At 60.8% G+C, this 14,655-nt stretch carries 10 protein-coding genes and 1 pseudogene; 10 read left to right on the top strand and 1 reads right to left on the bottom strand.

Going from position 1 to position 14,655, the window contains the following annotated elements; translation table 11 throughout:
• Window positions 1-59: 59 nt before the first annotated feature.
• The 6 genes and pseudogenes from AB4O36_RS03055 (at window position 60) to AB4O36_RS03030 (ending at window position 7,743) form a co-directional block, all read left to right on the top strand.
• Window positions 60-2,639, top strand: coding sequence for a TonB-dependent receptor (locus tag AB4O36_RS03055; RefSeq protein ID WP_460141028.1), 2,580 nt, complete (start codon window positions 60-62; stop codon window positions 2,637-2,639).
• A 112-nt stretch (window positions 2,640-2,751) separates the two neighbouring features.
• Window positions 2,752-3,351, top strand: coding sequence for a biliverdin-producing heme oxygenase (locus tag AB4O36_RS03050; protein ID WP_460121577.1), 600 nt, complete (start codon window positions 2,752-2,754; stop codon window positions 3,349-3,351).
• Window positions 3,352-3,481: 130 nt separating this feature from the next.
• Window positions 3,482-3,877: a YbaN family protein gene (locus AB4O36_RS03045; RefSeq protein WP_460121575.1), complete on the top strand. Its 396-nt coding sequence runs from the start codon at window positions 3,482-3,484 to the stop codon at window positions 3,875-3,877.
• Window positions 3,878-4,070: 193 nt separating this feature from the next.
• Window positions 4,071-5,351, top strand: a pseudogene (locus AB4O36_RS03040) (methyl-accepting chemotaxis protein); the annotation flags it as partial.
• Between the two features lie 102 nt (window positions 5,352-5,453).
• Window positions 5,454-6,209, top strand: a complete 756-nt coding sequence (locus AB4O36_RS03035) for a methyl-accepting chemotaxis protein (protein ID WP_460142103.1) — start codon at window positions 5,454-5,456, stop codon at window positions 6,207-6,209.
• Between the two features lie 187 nt (window positions 6,210-6,396).
• A complete protein-coding gene (locus tag AB4O36_RS03030; RefSeq protein ID WP_460141027.1) occupies window positions 6,397-7,743 on the top strand; it encodes a CoA transferase in 1,347 nt (448 codons plus the stop codon).
• Between the two features lie 198 nt (window positions 7,744-7,941).
• Here the strand turns inward: AB4O36_RS03030 and arcD (AB4O36_RS03025) are convergent, their stop codons facing one another.
• Window positions 7,942-9,369 (bottom strand): arginine-ornithine antiporter, encoded by a 1,428-nt coding sequence (gene arcD, locus AB4O36_RS03025; RefSeq protein WP_460121571.1) that lies wholly within the window; start codon window positions 9,367-9,369, stop codon window positions 7,942-7,944.
• Between the two features lie 456 nt (window positions 9,370-9,825).
• Here arcD (AB4O36_RS03025) and arcD (AB4O36_RS03020) point away from each other — a divergent pair, with 456 nt between their 5' ends.
• The 4 genes from arcD (AB4O36_RS03020) (at window position 9,826) to arcC (ending at window position 14,648) form a co-directional block, all read left to right on the top strand.
• Window positions 9,826-11,253, top strand: coding sequence for an arginine-ornithine antiporter (gene arcD, locus AB4O36_RS03020; RefSeq protein WP_460121569.1), 1,428 nt, complete (start codon window positions 9,826-9,828; stop codon window positions 11,251-11,253).
• A gap of 31 nt (window positions 11,254-11,284) precedes the next feature.
• A complete protein-coding gene (gene arcA / locus AB4O36_RS03015) occupies window positions 11,285-12,541 on the top strand; it encodes an arginine deiminase (protein WP_460121567.1) in 1,257 nt (418 codons plus the stop codon).
• Between the two features lie 17 nt (window positions 12,542-12,558).
• The gene (locus AB4O36_RS03010) at window positions 12,559-13,569 is read left to right on the top strand and encodes an ornithine carbamoyltransferase (RefSeq protein ID WP_460121565.1); all 1,011 of its coding nucleotides are present in this window, start codon (window positions 12,559-12,561) and stop codon (window positions 13,567-13,569) included.
• Between the two features lie 149 nt (window positions 13,570-13,718).
• Complete coding sequence (gene arcC / locus AB4O36_RS03005; RefSeq protein WP_460121563.1) at window positions 13,719-14,648, top strand: carbamate kinase; 930 nt, start codon at window positions 13,719-13,721, stop codon at window positions 14,646-14,648.
• Window positions 14,649-14,655: the final 7 nt, after the last annotated feature.

Here is a 14,655-nt window from a genome sequence, read left to right as displayed (position 1 = left end):
TCGCATCCTCGGATGCCTTTCTGCACCTATAACAACTCGTGCGACACGGAGCACCCTCGATGTCCTCTCGCCTTACTTGCGCCTCACCCTCCCGCGTGCTTTCACTGTTGACCGTCGCCATGCTGATGGCCGGCAGCGCCCCCCTGCTGGCAGCCACCGCCGAACAGCCCGCACGCAGCATGGGCGACTACAGCTTCGCCATCGCGCAACAGCCACTGGTCTCGGCACTCAATGCCTTCACCAGCGTGACCGGCTGGCAAGTCGGCTTTTCCGCTGAACTGGCGCAAGGCGTAGCGTCGCCGGGCGTACGCGGCTCCCTGCCGCCGGAGAAAGCCCTGGAGCAATTGTTGTTGGGGACTAACCTGAGCTACCGCAAACTGGGCAGCAACAACATCGTGCTCGAACGCCGCAACAACAGCGGCGCCTTGAACCTGCAACAGGTGACCATCAGCGCCACGCGTAACGAGCAGAGCGTCAACAGTGTGCCGAGCACCGTCTCGGTCCACACCCGCGAAGAGCTGGACCGCAACAACGTCAACACCATCAAGGACCTGGTGCGTTACGAACCGGGCGTCTCGGTGGGCGGCACCGGCACCCGTGGCGGCATCAGCGGCTATAACATTCGCGGGATCGACGGTAACCGGATCCTGACCCAGGTCGACGGCGTGGAAATTCCCAACGGCTTTTTCAACGGCCCCTACGCCAAGAGCCAGCGCAACTACGTCGACCCCGAAATCGTCAAACGCGTCGAAATTCTCCGTGGCCCGGCCTCGGTGCTGTACGGCAGCAACGCCATCGGCGGCGCCGTCAGCTATTTCACCCTCGACCCGGACGACATCATCAAGCCCGGCCAGGACGTTGGTGCTCGCCTGAAGACAGGCTACAGCTCGGCCGATTATAGCTGGCTCAAGTCCGCCACCGTCGCCGGCCGCGCCGAGCAGTTCGACGGCCTGCTGCATTACAGCCAGCGCGACGGCCATGAAACCGAATCCTACGGCAGCAACAACAGCAATGGCCTGAGCCGTACCGAAGCCAACCCGGAAGATGCGCGCACCTATAACGTGCTGGCCAAGCTTGGCTGGAACTACAACGAAGATTCGCGCCTGGGCCTGGTCTACGAAAAGTACAAGGATGATCGCGACACCGATCTGAAAAGTGCTTATGGCGGCCCGTACAATGCCGGCGCACCGACCATCCCGAACAGTGTATTGCCCGGTGGTATGTACCAGTGGCGCACCGGCAACGACACCGTTACCCGCGAGCGTTTCGGCATCGAGCACAACTTCGCCCTCGACAGCCTGCTGGCGGATAACATCAAGTGGAGCCTCAATCACCAGATCGCCAAGACCGATCAGAGCACGGCGGAGTTCTACTTCCCGATCACCCGCCGTGTGATCCGCACCCGCGAGACGCTGTATGAAGAAAAGCAGTGGGTCTTCGACCTGCAACTGGACAAGGCTTTCAGCATCGCCGATACCGAGCACCTGCTGACCTACGGCACCACCCTCAAGCAGCAGAAGGTCACCGGTTCGCGCAGCGGCACCGGCACTTGCCTCGCGGCAGGACTGCGCTGCGCCGGCCCGGGCGCCCCGAGCCAGGACGGTCTGGTGAAGTCCAGCGACTTCCCGGACCCGACCATCAACACCTACAGCCTGTTCGCCCAGGATCAGATCAGTTGGGACAATTGGACCTTCGTGCCGGGCGTGCGCTACGACTACACCGAACTCAAGCCGGACGTCACCCAGGAGTTCCTCAACACTGTGGCCGCCGATGGCCGTGGCACCGTCAGCGAAGACAAGAAGACGTGGAACCGCGTCTCGCCGAAATTCGGTCTGACTTACGCTTTCAATGACAATTACACCTGGTTCGGCCAGTACTCGGAAGGCTTCCGCACCCCAACCGCCAAAGCACTGTACGGCCGTTATGAAAACACCGCCGCCGGTTACAGCGTGCAACCCAACCCGGACCTCGAGCCGGAAACCAGCAAAGGTGTGGAAACCGGGTTGCGTGGCAATTTTGAATCCGGTTCCTTCGAGATCGCGGTGTTCTACAACAAGTACAAAGACTTCATCGAAGAAGATTCGGTGACGCCTGGCTACACCGAGCTGACCTTCCAAAGTGCCAACATCAAGCGCGCCACCATCAAGGGCACGGAGCTCAAGGGGCGTCTGAACCTCGATGCATTCGGCGCCCCCCAAGGCCTCTACACCCAGGGCGCGGTGAGCTACCTCTATGGTCGCAACAATGACACCGGCGAGCCGATCAACAGCATCAACCCGCTGACCGGCGTGTTCGGCCTGGGGTACGACCAGGACAACTACGGTGGCTTGCTCAGTTGGACCCTGGTGAAGAAGAAGGATCGCGTCGACGACACCCGATTCAAATCGCCGGACGGCACCAGCAGCCAGTTCAAGACGCCGGGTTATGGCGTGCTGGATCTGACCGGCTTCTACAAGGTGACCGACGACGTGACGATCAACGCCGGCTTGTACAACCTGACCGACAAGAAATACTGGCGGTGGGATGACGTGCGCGGTTACGACAGCGTGGGCGAAGCCTCGGTGACGCAACCGGCCAACCTCGATCGCCTGACCCAGCCGGGTCGCAATTTCGCGGTCAACCTGGTCTGGGACATCTGATGCTGCCTACCTCGCTGTGCGATTTTCATCTCTGCACAGCGAGGTTTTTTTACTCTCTGGCGTCTTGTTGTTCGTCTCGTTACCAAGCGCCTCTCTTCTTCAAGGATTTTTCATGACTACCCAGGACAATCCACGCACCGCCCTGCGTTCGCAACGCTTGAATCAGATCACCCACGAACCACACAGCAAACTCGACGCCCTGGTCAAGGCCCACGCACCGTTCGAGACCCAGGCCAACTTCGCCCGTTTCGTGGTGGCGCAATATTTGTTCCAGTCGGAACTGGTGGCGCTGTACAACGATGCCGACCTGGTCGCCATCGTTCCCGACCTGCCGGCACGTTGCCGTGCCGAAGCGGCCAAGGCCGATCTGGCGGACCTCGACACCGAGGTGCCGGCACCGGTCGCGGGCGCCGTGAACAACCCGAGCAAGGCCCAAGCGCTGGGCTGGCTGTTCGTTTCCGAAGGCTCGAAACTGGGTGCCGCGTTCCTGATCAAACGCGCGGTGGGCCTGGGCCTGAGCGAAACCTTCGGCGCCCGCCACCTCGGCGAACCGGCCGGCGGTCGTGCACAGGGTTGGAAAACCTTCGTCAAGACGCTGGACGAGCTGGAACTCAGCGCGACTGAAGAAGCCGAACTGGACAAGGGCGCCATCGACGCGTTCAACCGGTTCACCGTGTTGCTGGAGCAGGCTTACGCCACTGAACTGGCCTGAACCTTGTCCCCCTGTAGGAGCGAGCTTGCTCGCGATGCGGAGTGTCAGTCACATCAATGTCTACTGATCCAACGCATCGCGAGCAAGCTCGCTCCTACAGGGACCGGGAACCGGGGACGACGAAAAAAATATGCCCATGCCTGCACACTCCAGACTCGCCCGCCTCCTCTACGGCGCCCTCGCCTACACCAGCCTCGCCATCGGCCTGGTCGCCATCGTCGTGCCGGGCCTGCCGACCACCGAGTTCATTCTGCTGGCTGCCTGGGCCGCCACGCGCAGTTCGCCGCGCCTGAGTGCCTGGCTGGAAAACCACCGGCTGTTCGGACCGATCCTGCGTAACTGGCGCAACGGCAAAATCATCGCCCGCCGCGCCAAAGTCAGCGCCACCGTCAGCATGGTGCTTTGCGCCGTCTTGATGCTGGTAATGCTTGATCATGGCTGGCCCATTTACCTGGCGATCGTGGGCATGGGCCTGGGCAATCTGTGGATCTGGTCAAGGCCCGAAAACACGCCGAAAACCTGCTGAATCCCACCGTATTTTTTCCTGTTTTCCCACGCTTTGCGGGACTTTCCCCCTCGCAAACGTTCAACCAAGACCGTTCGTCGGCAGCGGTCTCATGCCCCCTCGATGCGCGCCGATGTGCAGGCAATGGCGCTGAACGGATTTGGCGAACCGGGCCGGTCCTGGCCTTCACCTCATTCCTCATCGAGTTCGTCCCATGTTCGACTCCCTCTCCATTCGCCTGAAAATCGTTCTGCTCTCCGGTCTCTGCCTGTTGGGCGTCATCGCCTTGATCGTCAGCATGAACTTCTACCAGACCAATCAGAATGACGAGCTGGTCGGCGCTTCCAGCAGCAAAATGCTCACCGACAGCGTGCAGGAGCTGCTGCAGGCCAAGGCCGCCGAGCAGGCGGTGCGGGTGCAGAAGACCTTCGGCGAAAGCCTGCTGGTGGTGACGGCCCTCGCCGATCAGATCAAGGACATGCGCAACATGGCCGCCAAGCGTTCGCTGGAAGCCGGGGCCGTGCGGGAAGAGTTGAACCAGCGCCTGAAAACCGCGTTCGAGCGCAACACCGCAGTGCTGGGCATCTGGTTGGCGTTCGAACCCAATGGTCTGGATGGCAAGGACAGCGAGTTCGTCAATGACGCCGCCAGGCAGTCCAATGAGGTCGGACGTTTCGCCTCTTACTGGAGCCGTGCCGCCGGCGAAGGGGTCAACACGATCATGGTCGAAGACGACATGACCAAGACCACCCAGAACATCAACGGTACGCCTTACAACAGCTGGTACACCTGCCCCCGCGACAGCAAGCGTACCTGCCTGCTCGACCCGTATGCCGACACGGTCAACGGCAAGGAAATGCTGATGACCACCATTTCCCTGCCGCTGCTGGTGGACGGCAAATCCATCGGTGTCGTCGGGATCGATATCGCCCTGGACGCATTACAAGCCGCAGCGGTCGCGTCTCAGCGTGAGCTGTTCAACAACGCCGGGCACATGCTGATCGTTTCCGGCAGTGGTGTACTCGCAGCTTTTGGCGTCGACGCGAGCAAGGTCGGCAAGAACATTGGCGACACCTTGGGCGCAGAGGGCAAGGAGATCCTGCAACTGCTCGGCGCCGGCACTGCGAAAATCCTCGAACAGGGCGACCTGATCCGTGCGGTTTATCCGGTCAGCCCAATTTCCGACGCCAAGGCCTGGGCCGTGGTGATCGATCTGCCCAAGCAAGTGCTACTGGCCGACTCTGTGAAGTTGCAGGCGGTACTCGATGACGCCCAGCAAAGCGGTACGATCCAGGCGGTGCTGGTGGCCATCGCGGCAGGGTTGCTCGGCCTGTTGCTGATCTGGCTGACGGCTTCGGGCGTGACTCGGCCAATCAACGGCGTGGCGCAAATGCTCAAGGAGATTGCCAGCGGTGACGGCGACCTGACCCAGCGCCTGGATTACAGCAAGCGTGATGAACTGGGCGAACTGGTCAGTTGGTTCAACCGTTTCCTCGACAAGCTGCAGCCGACCATCGCGCAGATCAAGCAGAGCATCACCGACGCCCGGGGCACCGCCGACCAGTCTTCGGACATCGCGCGCCAGACCAGCGAAGGCATGCAGGTGCAGTTCCGCGAGATCGATCAGGTGGCCACCGCCTCGAACGAAATGAGTGCCACCGCCCACGAAGTCGCCAACAGTGCGTCGAATGCCGCCAACGCGGCCAAAGGCGCCGACCAGTCGGCCCGCGATGGCATGTCGATCATTGAGCGCAGCACCCGCGACATCAACCAACTGGCCGATGAAGTCAGCAAGGCCGTGACGGAAGTCGAGGCGCTGGCGGTCAACAGTGAACAGATCGGTTCCGTGCTGGAAGTCATCCGCAGTATCGCCGAGCAGACTAACCTTCTGGCTCTCAACGCCGCGATCGAAGCGGCACGCGCTGGCGAAAGCGGTCGCGGCTTTGCGGTGGTGGCCGATGAGGTGCGCAACCTGGCCAAGCGGACCCAGGATTCGGTGGAGGAGATCCGCCTGGTGATCGAGCGCATCCAGAGCGGCACCCGAGGCGTGGTCGCCACCATGCATTCGAGTCAGACCCAGGCCCACAGCAACGCCGGGCAGATTCAGCAGGCCGTGCAGGCCTTGGGCAAGATCAGCGACGCCGTGACGGTGATCAGTGACATGAACCTGCAAATCGCCAGCGCGGCCGAGCAACAAAGCGCCGTGGCCGAAGAGGTCAACCGCAACGTCTCGGCAATCCGCGCTGTTACCGAGACCCTGACCGGCCAAGCCACCGAGTCGGCGCAAATCAGCAGCCAGCTCAATGCCCTGACCACCCAGCAGATGAAGTTGATGGATCAGTTCAGAGTTTGACCCCAAATCCAGGAACACCACCACCCCTGTAGGAGCGAGCATGCTCGCGATGCGGTGGATCAGCCAGTAGAGATGGCGGCTGACACTATGCATCGCGAGCATGCGCGCTCCTACAGAGGGGATCGTGGATTTCATTCAACCGCAGTTTTTTTCAACTATGATCGACCCCTCTCCCGGAGGGCCTTCGATGACTGGTTTACTCACGTCCATTCAAGCCACGCTTGGCTTGCCCAGCACCGCGATTACGCTCACCGCCAGTGGCGCCCTGCCCTCGGCCTTTGCCGTTACCGACCTTGCCAGCGCCAGCATCGCCGCCGCTGGGCAAGCCGTCCGCGAATTACTGCACCAGCAAACCGGACGCCTGCCCAACGTCGAAGTCGACCGACGCCTGGCTTCGTTCTGGTTCGGCACTTCACTGCGCCCCACCGGCTGGAGTGTGCCACCGCTGTGGGACCCGATTGCCGGCGACTATGCCACCCGAGACGGCTGGATTCGCCTGCACACCAACGCGCCCCATCACCGCGCGGCCGCCGAGAGCGTGCTTGGCGCCTGCGCCGATCGCACCGCGATGACGAGCAAGGTCGCCCAGTGGAATAAAACCGATCTGGAGCAGGCCGTGGTCGCTGCCGGAGGCTGTGCCGCCGAGATGCGTAGTTGGGCGCAATGGCAGGCCCACCCCCAAGGCCAGGCCGTCAACGCCGAGCCGTTGATTGCCTTCGTCGAACACCGCAGCCAAAACGCCAAACCCTGGCAGGGTTCGGTGGCGCGACCGCTGGCCGAGGTCAAGGTGCTGGATTTGACCCGCGTACTCGCAGGTCCGGTGGCCAGTCGTTTCCTCGCGGGCCTCGGTGCCGACGTCCTGCGCATCGACCCGCCAAACTGGAACGAACCGGGCGTGGTGCCGGAAGTCACCCTCGGCAAACGCAGTACGCGCTTGAACCTGCACGACAAGGCTGATCGCCTGCTGTTCGAAAGTCTGCTCAAGGACGCCGATATCCTGCTCCACGGCTACCGAACCGATGCGCTGCAACGCCTGGGTTACGGCCCGGCTGAACGCCAGGCACTTGCCCCCGGCCTGATCGACGTCTGCCTGAATGCCTACGGCTGGAGCGGCCCCTGGCAGAACCGTCGCGGCTTCGACAGCCTGGTTCAGATGAGCAGCGGCATTGCCGAGGCTGGCCAGCGCTGGAAACAAGCCGACAAACCGGTGCCGCTGCCCGTGCAGGCGCTCGATCATGCGACGGGCTATCTGATGGCCGCTGCGGCGATCACTCTGCTGACCAAGCGGTTGAGCGAGGGCCACGGCGGGTTCGCTCGGTTATCCCTGGCACGCACGGCGAAGCTGCTGGTCGAGCATGGCGCGGGCCCCGACGAGGCGTTACGTGCCGAGGACGAAAACGATCAGGGCCTGGTGACCGAACAGACCGCGTGGGGGCCAGCGCATCGCGTGCAGGTGCCGCTGAAGATCACCGGCACGCCCTTGCAATGGACCCTCCCGGCCTGCGAATTGGGTGCCCATCGCGCACAGTGGTGATGACCCCAATGCCGCCTTCGCGGGCAAGCCCGCTCCCACAGATTCTGATGCCAGTCACAAAAGAAGTGTTCGCCTTGTCCCCTGTGGGAGCGGGCTTGCCCGCGATGAGGCCCGTTCCAACACAACATCCAGATCAATTTTCACGCCCCACCAAACGTCACAACACCTGCACCGCATACCCTCTCCGAGGCCTCAGCCTTACAGGCTCAGCAAGCCGCTGTACAAACCGTAAGCCGCCAAGCCGGCGCCGATGACCACGCCGGTGAAAATGCCTTTTTCAATGGGGGTGAACAACGGCTCGCCCTGCTCATGTTTGGCCTTGGCAAACAGGATGACCCCCGGCGCGTATAACAGCGCCGACAGGAGCAGGTATTTCACCCCGCCGGCGTACAACAGCCACACCGCGTAACCCAAGGCAATACCGCCGATCATCAAGTCCTTGGTCCGCTCCGCCGAGGCGTGCTCGTAGGTTTCGCCACGCCCGCTCAACAACACCGCATACGCTGCCGACCATAGGTATGGCACCAGGATCATCGAGGACGCAAGGTAGATCAGACTGGTGTAGGTGCCGGCAGAGAACAGCGTGACCAGCAGGAATATCTGGATCATCACGTTGGTCAGCCACAACGCATTGACCGGCACATGGTTGGCGTTTTCCTTTTTCAGGAACGCCGGCATGGTCTTGTCCTTGGCGGTGGCGAAGAGGATTTCGGCGCACAGCAGCGCCCATGACAGCAGCGCACCGAGCAGGGAAATCGCCAGCCCAATACTGATCAACAACGCTCCCCAGGGCCCGACGATGTGTTCCAGCACCGCCGCCAGGGACGGGTTTTGCAGGTTGGCCAGCTCCGGCTGCTTCATGATGCCCAGCGACAGCACATTCACCAGCACCAGCAACGCCAGCACGCCCAGAAAGCCGATCACAGTGGCCCGCCCGACGTCCGAGCGTTTTTCCGCCCGCGCCGAATACACGCTCGCGCCTTCGATGCCGATGAACACGAACACCGTGACCAGCATCATGTTGCGCACCTGCTCCATCACGCCGCCGAGATCCGGGTTGCTACGGCCCCAGATGTCACCCGTGAAAATATCGGCGTTGAAAGCGATCGCAGCGATGACGATGAACATGATCAGCGGCACGATCTTCGCTACGGTGGTGACTTGATTGATGAAGGTCGCCTCCTTGATCCCGCGCATCACCAAAAAATGCACAGCCCACAGCAACGCCGAGGCGCAGCCGATGGCAATGGGCGTATTGCCCTGGCCAAATACCGGGAAGAAGTAACCCAGCGTGCTGAACAGCAGGACGAAATAGCCGACATTGCCCAGCCAGGCGCTGATCCAGTAACCCCACGCCGATGAGAACCCCATGTAATCGCCGAAGCCGGCCTTGGCGTAGGCGTAGACCCCGGAATCCAGTTCGGGCTTGCGATTGGCCAGCGTCTGGAACACGAAGGCGAGGGTCAGCATGCCCACGGCGGTGATCGCCCAACCGATCAGGATCGCTCCGACATCGGCCCTCGCCGCCATGTTCTGCGGCAGGGAAAAAATCCCCCCACCAATCATCGACCCCACCACCAGCGCGATCAGCGCACTCAGGCGAAGCTTTTGCGTCGGTTGCGTCATGCCTGCGTCTCCATTTTTCCGACCGGACCGCGATATAACCACGCCCGTTAACCGTTACACGGTGGGTTTCAATTAATTATTACAGCGTAAGTACGTTTATTGAATAACGCCAAAGTGCCAATGTTGTTTATAGCCAATAATTCTATACGCACCTTTTCAAAGTGCGAATGCGTGTGTCTCTCCACACGAAAAGATTCCACACCAAAAACCAAGCGGAAAAATTTGCGTAACGCCGAAAACAAACTAGCGTAAAAGTTCACAGCAATAGTGCTTATTTCTATTTTATCTGACCGAGGCCTCTGGACAGGGCGTTTACGGCGATATCCTCATGCCTTGGAAGGATCCATAAATGCTTCATAAACAATGGAATGCACCCATGCACTGATCTATGTCAGCCGATTGAATTGCTAACAGAATTAGTCTGTTGTCTCTCTTCTCCTGCACTGGAGTCATGCAATGTCTGAAGCCCCCGGAAAACTAAAACTTGGTGCACTTGTTGCTTTGGTGGTTGGCTCGATGATTGGCGGCGGTATCTTTTCCCTGCCGCAGAACATGGCAGCCAGTGCCGACGTCGGCGCCGTATTGATTGGTTGGGCGATCACTGCCGTCGGGATGCTGACCCTCGCCTTCGTGTTTCAGACGCTCGCCAATCGAAAACCCGATCTGGATGGCGGGGTCTACGCCTACGCCAAGGCTGGGTTCGGCGATTACATGGGTTTCTCCTCGGCCTGGGGGTACTGGATCAGTGCCTGGCTGGGCAACGTCGGCTACTTCGTGCTGTTGTTCAGCACCCTGGGGTATTTCTTCCCGATATTCGGCGAGGGCAACACGGTCGCGGCAGTGATTGGCGCTTCCGTACTGCTGTGGGCCGTGCACTTTCTGGTCCTGCGCGGGATCAAGGAAGCGGCGTTCATCAACCTGGTGACCACCGTCGCCAAGGTTGTGCCGTTGCTGCTGTTTGTCCTGATCGCGATTTTCGCCTTCAAGCTGGACATCTTCACCGCTGACATCTGGGGCGTGAAAAATCCGGACCTGGGCAGTGTGATGAACCAGGTGCGCAACATGATGCTGGTCACCGTCTGGGTATTCATTGGCATTGAAGGCGCAAGTATTTTCTCGGCCCGCGCGGAAAAACGCAGTGACGTCGGTAAAGCCACCGTCATCGGTTTTATCACCGTGCTGCTGTTCCTGGTGCTGGTGAACGTACTGTCTCTGGGCATCATGACCCAACCGGAACTGGCCAAACTGCAAAACCCATCGATGGCGGCGGTGTTGGAGCACGTGGTCGGGCATTGGGGCGCGGTGCTGATCAGCGTCGGCCTGATCATCTCGTTGCTGGGGGCGCTGCTGTCGTGGGTGCTGTTGTGTGCGGAGATCATGTACGCAGCCGCGAAAGACCACACCATGCCGGAGTTCCTGCGCAAGGAAAACGCCAACCACGTGCCGGTAAACGCCTTGTGGCTGACCAACGCCATGGTCCAGCTGTTCCTGATCATCACCCTGTTTTCGGCCAGTACCTACCTGTCGCTGATCTACCTCGCCACCTCAATGATCCTGGTGCCTTACCTCTGGTCGGCGGCTTATGCACTGTTGCTGGCGGTGCGCGGCGAAAGCTACGAGAACGACGCTCGTGATCGTTCCAAGGACCTGTTCATCGGAGCGGTCGCGCTGCTCTATGCGGTCTGGCTGATCTATGCCGGCGGGGTCAAATACCTGCTGTTGTCAGCCCTGCTCTACGCGCCCGGCGCGATTCTGTTCGCCAAGGCGAAGCTTGAACTCAACAAACCGGTTTTCACCAACGTCGAGAAGCTGATTTTCGCTGCGGTTGTCGTGGGCGCCCTGGTGGCGGCTTACGGGCTGTATGACGGCTTCCTGACTCTGTAACGATTGTTCTGTCATCTGGAGGATCACTGAAATGACCACGGAAAAAGTTAAGTACGGCGTGCATTCCGAAGCCGGGAAACTGCGCAAAGTCATGGTTTGCTCCCCAGGCCTGGCCCACCAGCGGCTGACCCCGAACAACTGCGATGAACTGCTTTTCGATGATGTGCTGTGGGTAGCCCAAGCCAAGCGCGACCACTTCGACTTCGTTACCAAGATGCGCGAACGCGGGATAGACGTGCTGGAAATGCACAACCTGCTGACCGACATCGTCGCCATGCCCGAAGCGCTGGAGTGGATTCTGCAGCGCAAGGTGACGGCCGACTCGGTGGGCCTGGGCCTGATCAATGAAGTCAAATCGTGGTTGCAAAGCCTGGAGCCGCGCAAGGTCGCTGAATTCCTCATTGGCGGCGTGTCTGCCGATGACTTGCCGGACACCTTCGGTGGCAAGACCATCCAGATGTTCCGCGACTTCCTCGGCCACTCCAGCTTCATCCTGCCACCGCTGCCCAACACCCAGTTCACCCGCGACACCACGTGCTGGATCTACGGCGGCGTGACCCTGAACCCGATGTACTGGCCAGCGCGACGCCAGGAGACCCTGCTGACCACCGCCATCTACAAATTTCACCCGCAGTTCACCAACGCCGACTTCGAAATCTGGTACGGCGACCCGGATAAGGACCACGGCAGCTCTACCCTCGAAGGCGGCGACGTGATGCCCATTGGCAACGGCGTCGTCCTGATCGGCATGGGCGAACGCTCCTCACGCCAGGCCATTGGCCAACTGGCACTGAACCTGTTCAAAAACAAGGCCGTGGAAAAAGTCATCGTGGCCGGGCTGCCCAAGTCCCGCGCGGCGATGCACCTGGACACCGTGTTCAGCTTCTGCGACCGCGACCTGGTGACGATCTTCCCCGAAGTGGTGAAACAGATCGTCGCCTTCACCTTGCGCCCTGATGACAGCAAACCCGGCAGCATCGATATCCGTCGTGAAGAAACCAGCTTCCTCGACACGGTGGCCAAAGCCCTCAATCTCAAAGCACTTCGTGTCGTGGAAACCGGCGGCAACAGCTTCGCCGCCGAACGCGAACAGTGGGACGACGGCAACAACGTGGTCGCCGTGGAGCCCGGCGTGGTGATCGGCTACGACCGCAACACCTACACCAACACCCTGCTGCGCAAGGCCGGGGTGGAAGTCATCACCATCAGCGCCGGCGAACTCGGCCGTGGACGTGGCGGTGGCCACTGCATGACCTGCCCAATCGTCCGTGACCCGATCGACTACTAATTTCTGGGAGACTCACCATGGCTTTCAATATCCATAACCGCAATCTGCTGAGCCTGGAACACCACACGCCCCGCGAATTGCGCTACCTGCTCGACCTGTCCCGCGACCTCAAGCGCGCCAAGTACACCGGCACCGAACAGCAGCACCTGAAGGGCAACAACATTGCGCTGATCTTCGAGAAAACCTCGACCCGCACACGTTGCGCGTTCGAAGTCGCGGCCTATGACCAGGGTGCCAACGTCACCTACATCGACCCCAACTCTTCGCAAATCGGCCACAAGGAAAGCATGAAGGACACCGCCCGCGTGCTCGGGCGCATGTATGACGCCATCGAGTACCGTGGTTTCAAGCAGGAAATCGTCGAGGAACTGGCGAAGTTCGCCGGGGTACCGGTGTTCAACGGCCTGACCGACGAATACCACCCGACGCAAATGATCGCCGACGTTCTGACCATGCGTGAGCACGCCGACAAGCCGATCCACGAGATCAGCTACGCCTACCTGGGCGACGCCCGAAACAACATGGGCAACTCGCTGCTGCTGATTGGCGCCAAACTCGGCATGGACGTGCGCATCTGCGCGCCCAAGGCCCTGTGGCCCCATGACGACCTGGTGGAGCGCTGCCACAAGTACGCCGAAGAAAGTGGTGCGCGCATCACCCTGACCGAAGACCCGAAAGCAGCGGTCAAGGGAGTGGACTTCATCCATACCGATGTCTGGGTGTCGATGGGCGAGCCCGTCGAAGCCTGGGCCGAGCGTATCCAGCAACTGCTGCCTTACCAGGTCAACGCCGACCTGATGAAAGCCACCGGCAACCCACGCACCAAGTTCATGCACTGCCTGCCGGCGTTCCACAACAGCGACACCAAGGTCGGCAAGCAGATTGCCGAGCAGTACCCGAACCTCAAAAACGGTATCGAAGTCACCGATGACGTCTTCGAGTCCCCGGCCTGCATCGCCTTCGAGCAAGCGGAAAACCGCATGCACACGATCAAGGCGATTCTGGTGTCGACCCTGGCTGACCTCTAAGGACTCACCCGGCCCCTGTAGGAGCTGGCTTGCCGGCGATGGCAGCACCTCGGTACATCTGAGGCACCGCAGCGATGCCATCGCGGGCAAGCCCGCTCCTACAAGGGGTGGGGTAGGCCGCATATTTCTTTGTTTAGAAGGACTGCATTATGCGTATCGTCGTAGCTCTGGGCGGTAACGCCCTGCTCCGCCGCGGTGAGCCCATGACCGCTGACAACCAGCGTGCCAACATCCGCATCGCCACCGAGCAGATCGCCAAGATCCACCCTGGCAATCAACTGGTCATCGCCCACGGCAACGGCCCTCAGGTCGGCCTGCTGTCGCTGCAGGCGGCCGCCTACACCTCGGTCTCACCGTATCCGCTGGACGTGCTCGGCGCCGAGACCGAAGGCATGATCGGCTACATCATCGAACAGGAACTGGGCAACCTGCTGGACTTCGAAGTGCCCTTCGCCACCTTGCTGACCCAGGTCGAAGTCGACGCCGACGACCCGGCCTTCCAGAACCCGACCAAACCCATCGGCCCGGTGTACGCCAAGGCCGAGGCAGAAAAACTAGCGGCCGAAAAAGGCTGGGCAATTGCCCCGGATGGCGACAAGTTCCGCCGTGTGGTGGCCAGCCCCAGGCCTAAGCGCATCTTTGAAATCCGCCCGATCAAGTGGCTGCTGGAAAAAGGCAGCATCGTCATCTGCGCCGGCGGCGGCGGCATCCCGACCATGTACGGCCCCAATAGCAAGCTGCAGGGCGTGGAAGCGGTGATCGACAAGGACCTGTGCTCGGCGCTGCTGGCCGAACAGCTGGAAAGTGATCTGTTGGTGATCGCCACGGATGTCAACGCGGCCTACATCGACTTCGGCAAACCCACCCAGAAATCCATCAGCTACGCTCATCCGGACGAAATGGAAAAACTGGGCTTCGCCGCCGGCTCCATGGGACCAAAGGTTCAGGCAGCCTGCGAGTTTGCGCGCCATACTGGGAAAACGGCGGTGATCGGTTCACTGGCGGACATCGAAGAAATCGTCAAGGGCACGGCCGGCACGCGCATCAGCACGGCGAAGCCCGGGATAACTTACATATAAGGGGAAC

This window comes from Pseudomonas sp. S2_E01 (assembly GCF_054668365.1).
Note: the sequence above shows the minus strand (reverse complement) of the source record. Positions and strands in the feature narration are given on the sequence as shown.

What these genes read in the sequence shown, in the direction of transcription:
- AB4O36_RS03055 (WP_460141028.1), top strand. Translation starts at nt 60, where the DNA reads ATGTCCTCTCGCCTTACTTGCGCCTCACCCTCCCGCGTGCTTTCACTG.
- AB4O36_RS03050 (WP_460121577.1), top strand. Translation starts at nt 2,752, where the DNA reads ATGACTACCCAGGACAATCCACGCACCGCCCTGCGTTCGCAACGCTTG.
- AB4O36_RS03045 (WP_460121575.1), top strand. Translation starts at nt 3,482, where the DNA reads ATGCCCATGCCTGCACACTCCAGACTCGCCCGCCTCCTCTACGGCGCC.
- AB4O36_RS03035 (WP_460142103.1), top strand. Translation starts at nt 5,454, where the DNA reads ATGCAGGTGCAGTTCCGCGAGATCGATCAGGTGGCCACCGCCTCGAAC.
- AB4O36_RS03030 (WP_460141027.1), top strand. Translation starts at nt 6,397, where the DNA reads ATGACTGGTTTACTCACGTCCATTCAAGCCACGCTTGGCTTGCCCAGC.
- arcD (WP_460121571.1), bottom strand. Translation starts at nt 9,369, where the DNA reads ATGACGCAACCGACGCAAAAGCTTCGCCTGAGTGCGCTGATCGCGCTG.
- arcD (WP_460121569.1), top strand. Translation starts at nt 9,826, where the DNA reads ATGTCTGAAGCCCCCGGAAAACTAAAACTTGGTGCACTTGTTGCTTTG.
- arcA (WP_460121567.1), top strand. Translation starts at nt 11,285, where the DNA reads ATGACCACGGAAAAAGTTAAGTACGGCGTGCATTCCGAAGCCGGGAAA.
- AB4O36_RS03010 (WP_460121565.1), top strand. Translation starts at nt 12,559, where the DNA reads ATGGCTTTCAATATCCATAACCGCAATCTGCTGAGCCTGGAACACCAC.
- arcC (WP_460121563.1), top strand. Translation starts at nt 13,719, where the DNA reads ATGCGTATCGTCGTAGCTCTGGGCGGTAACGCCCTGCTCCGCCGCGGT.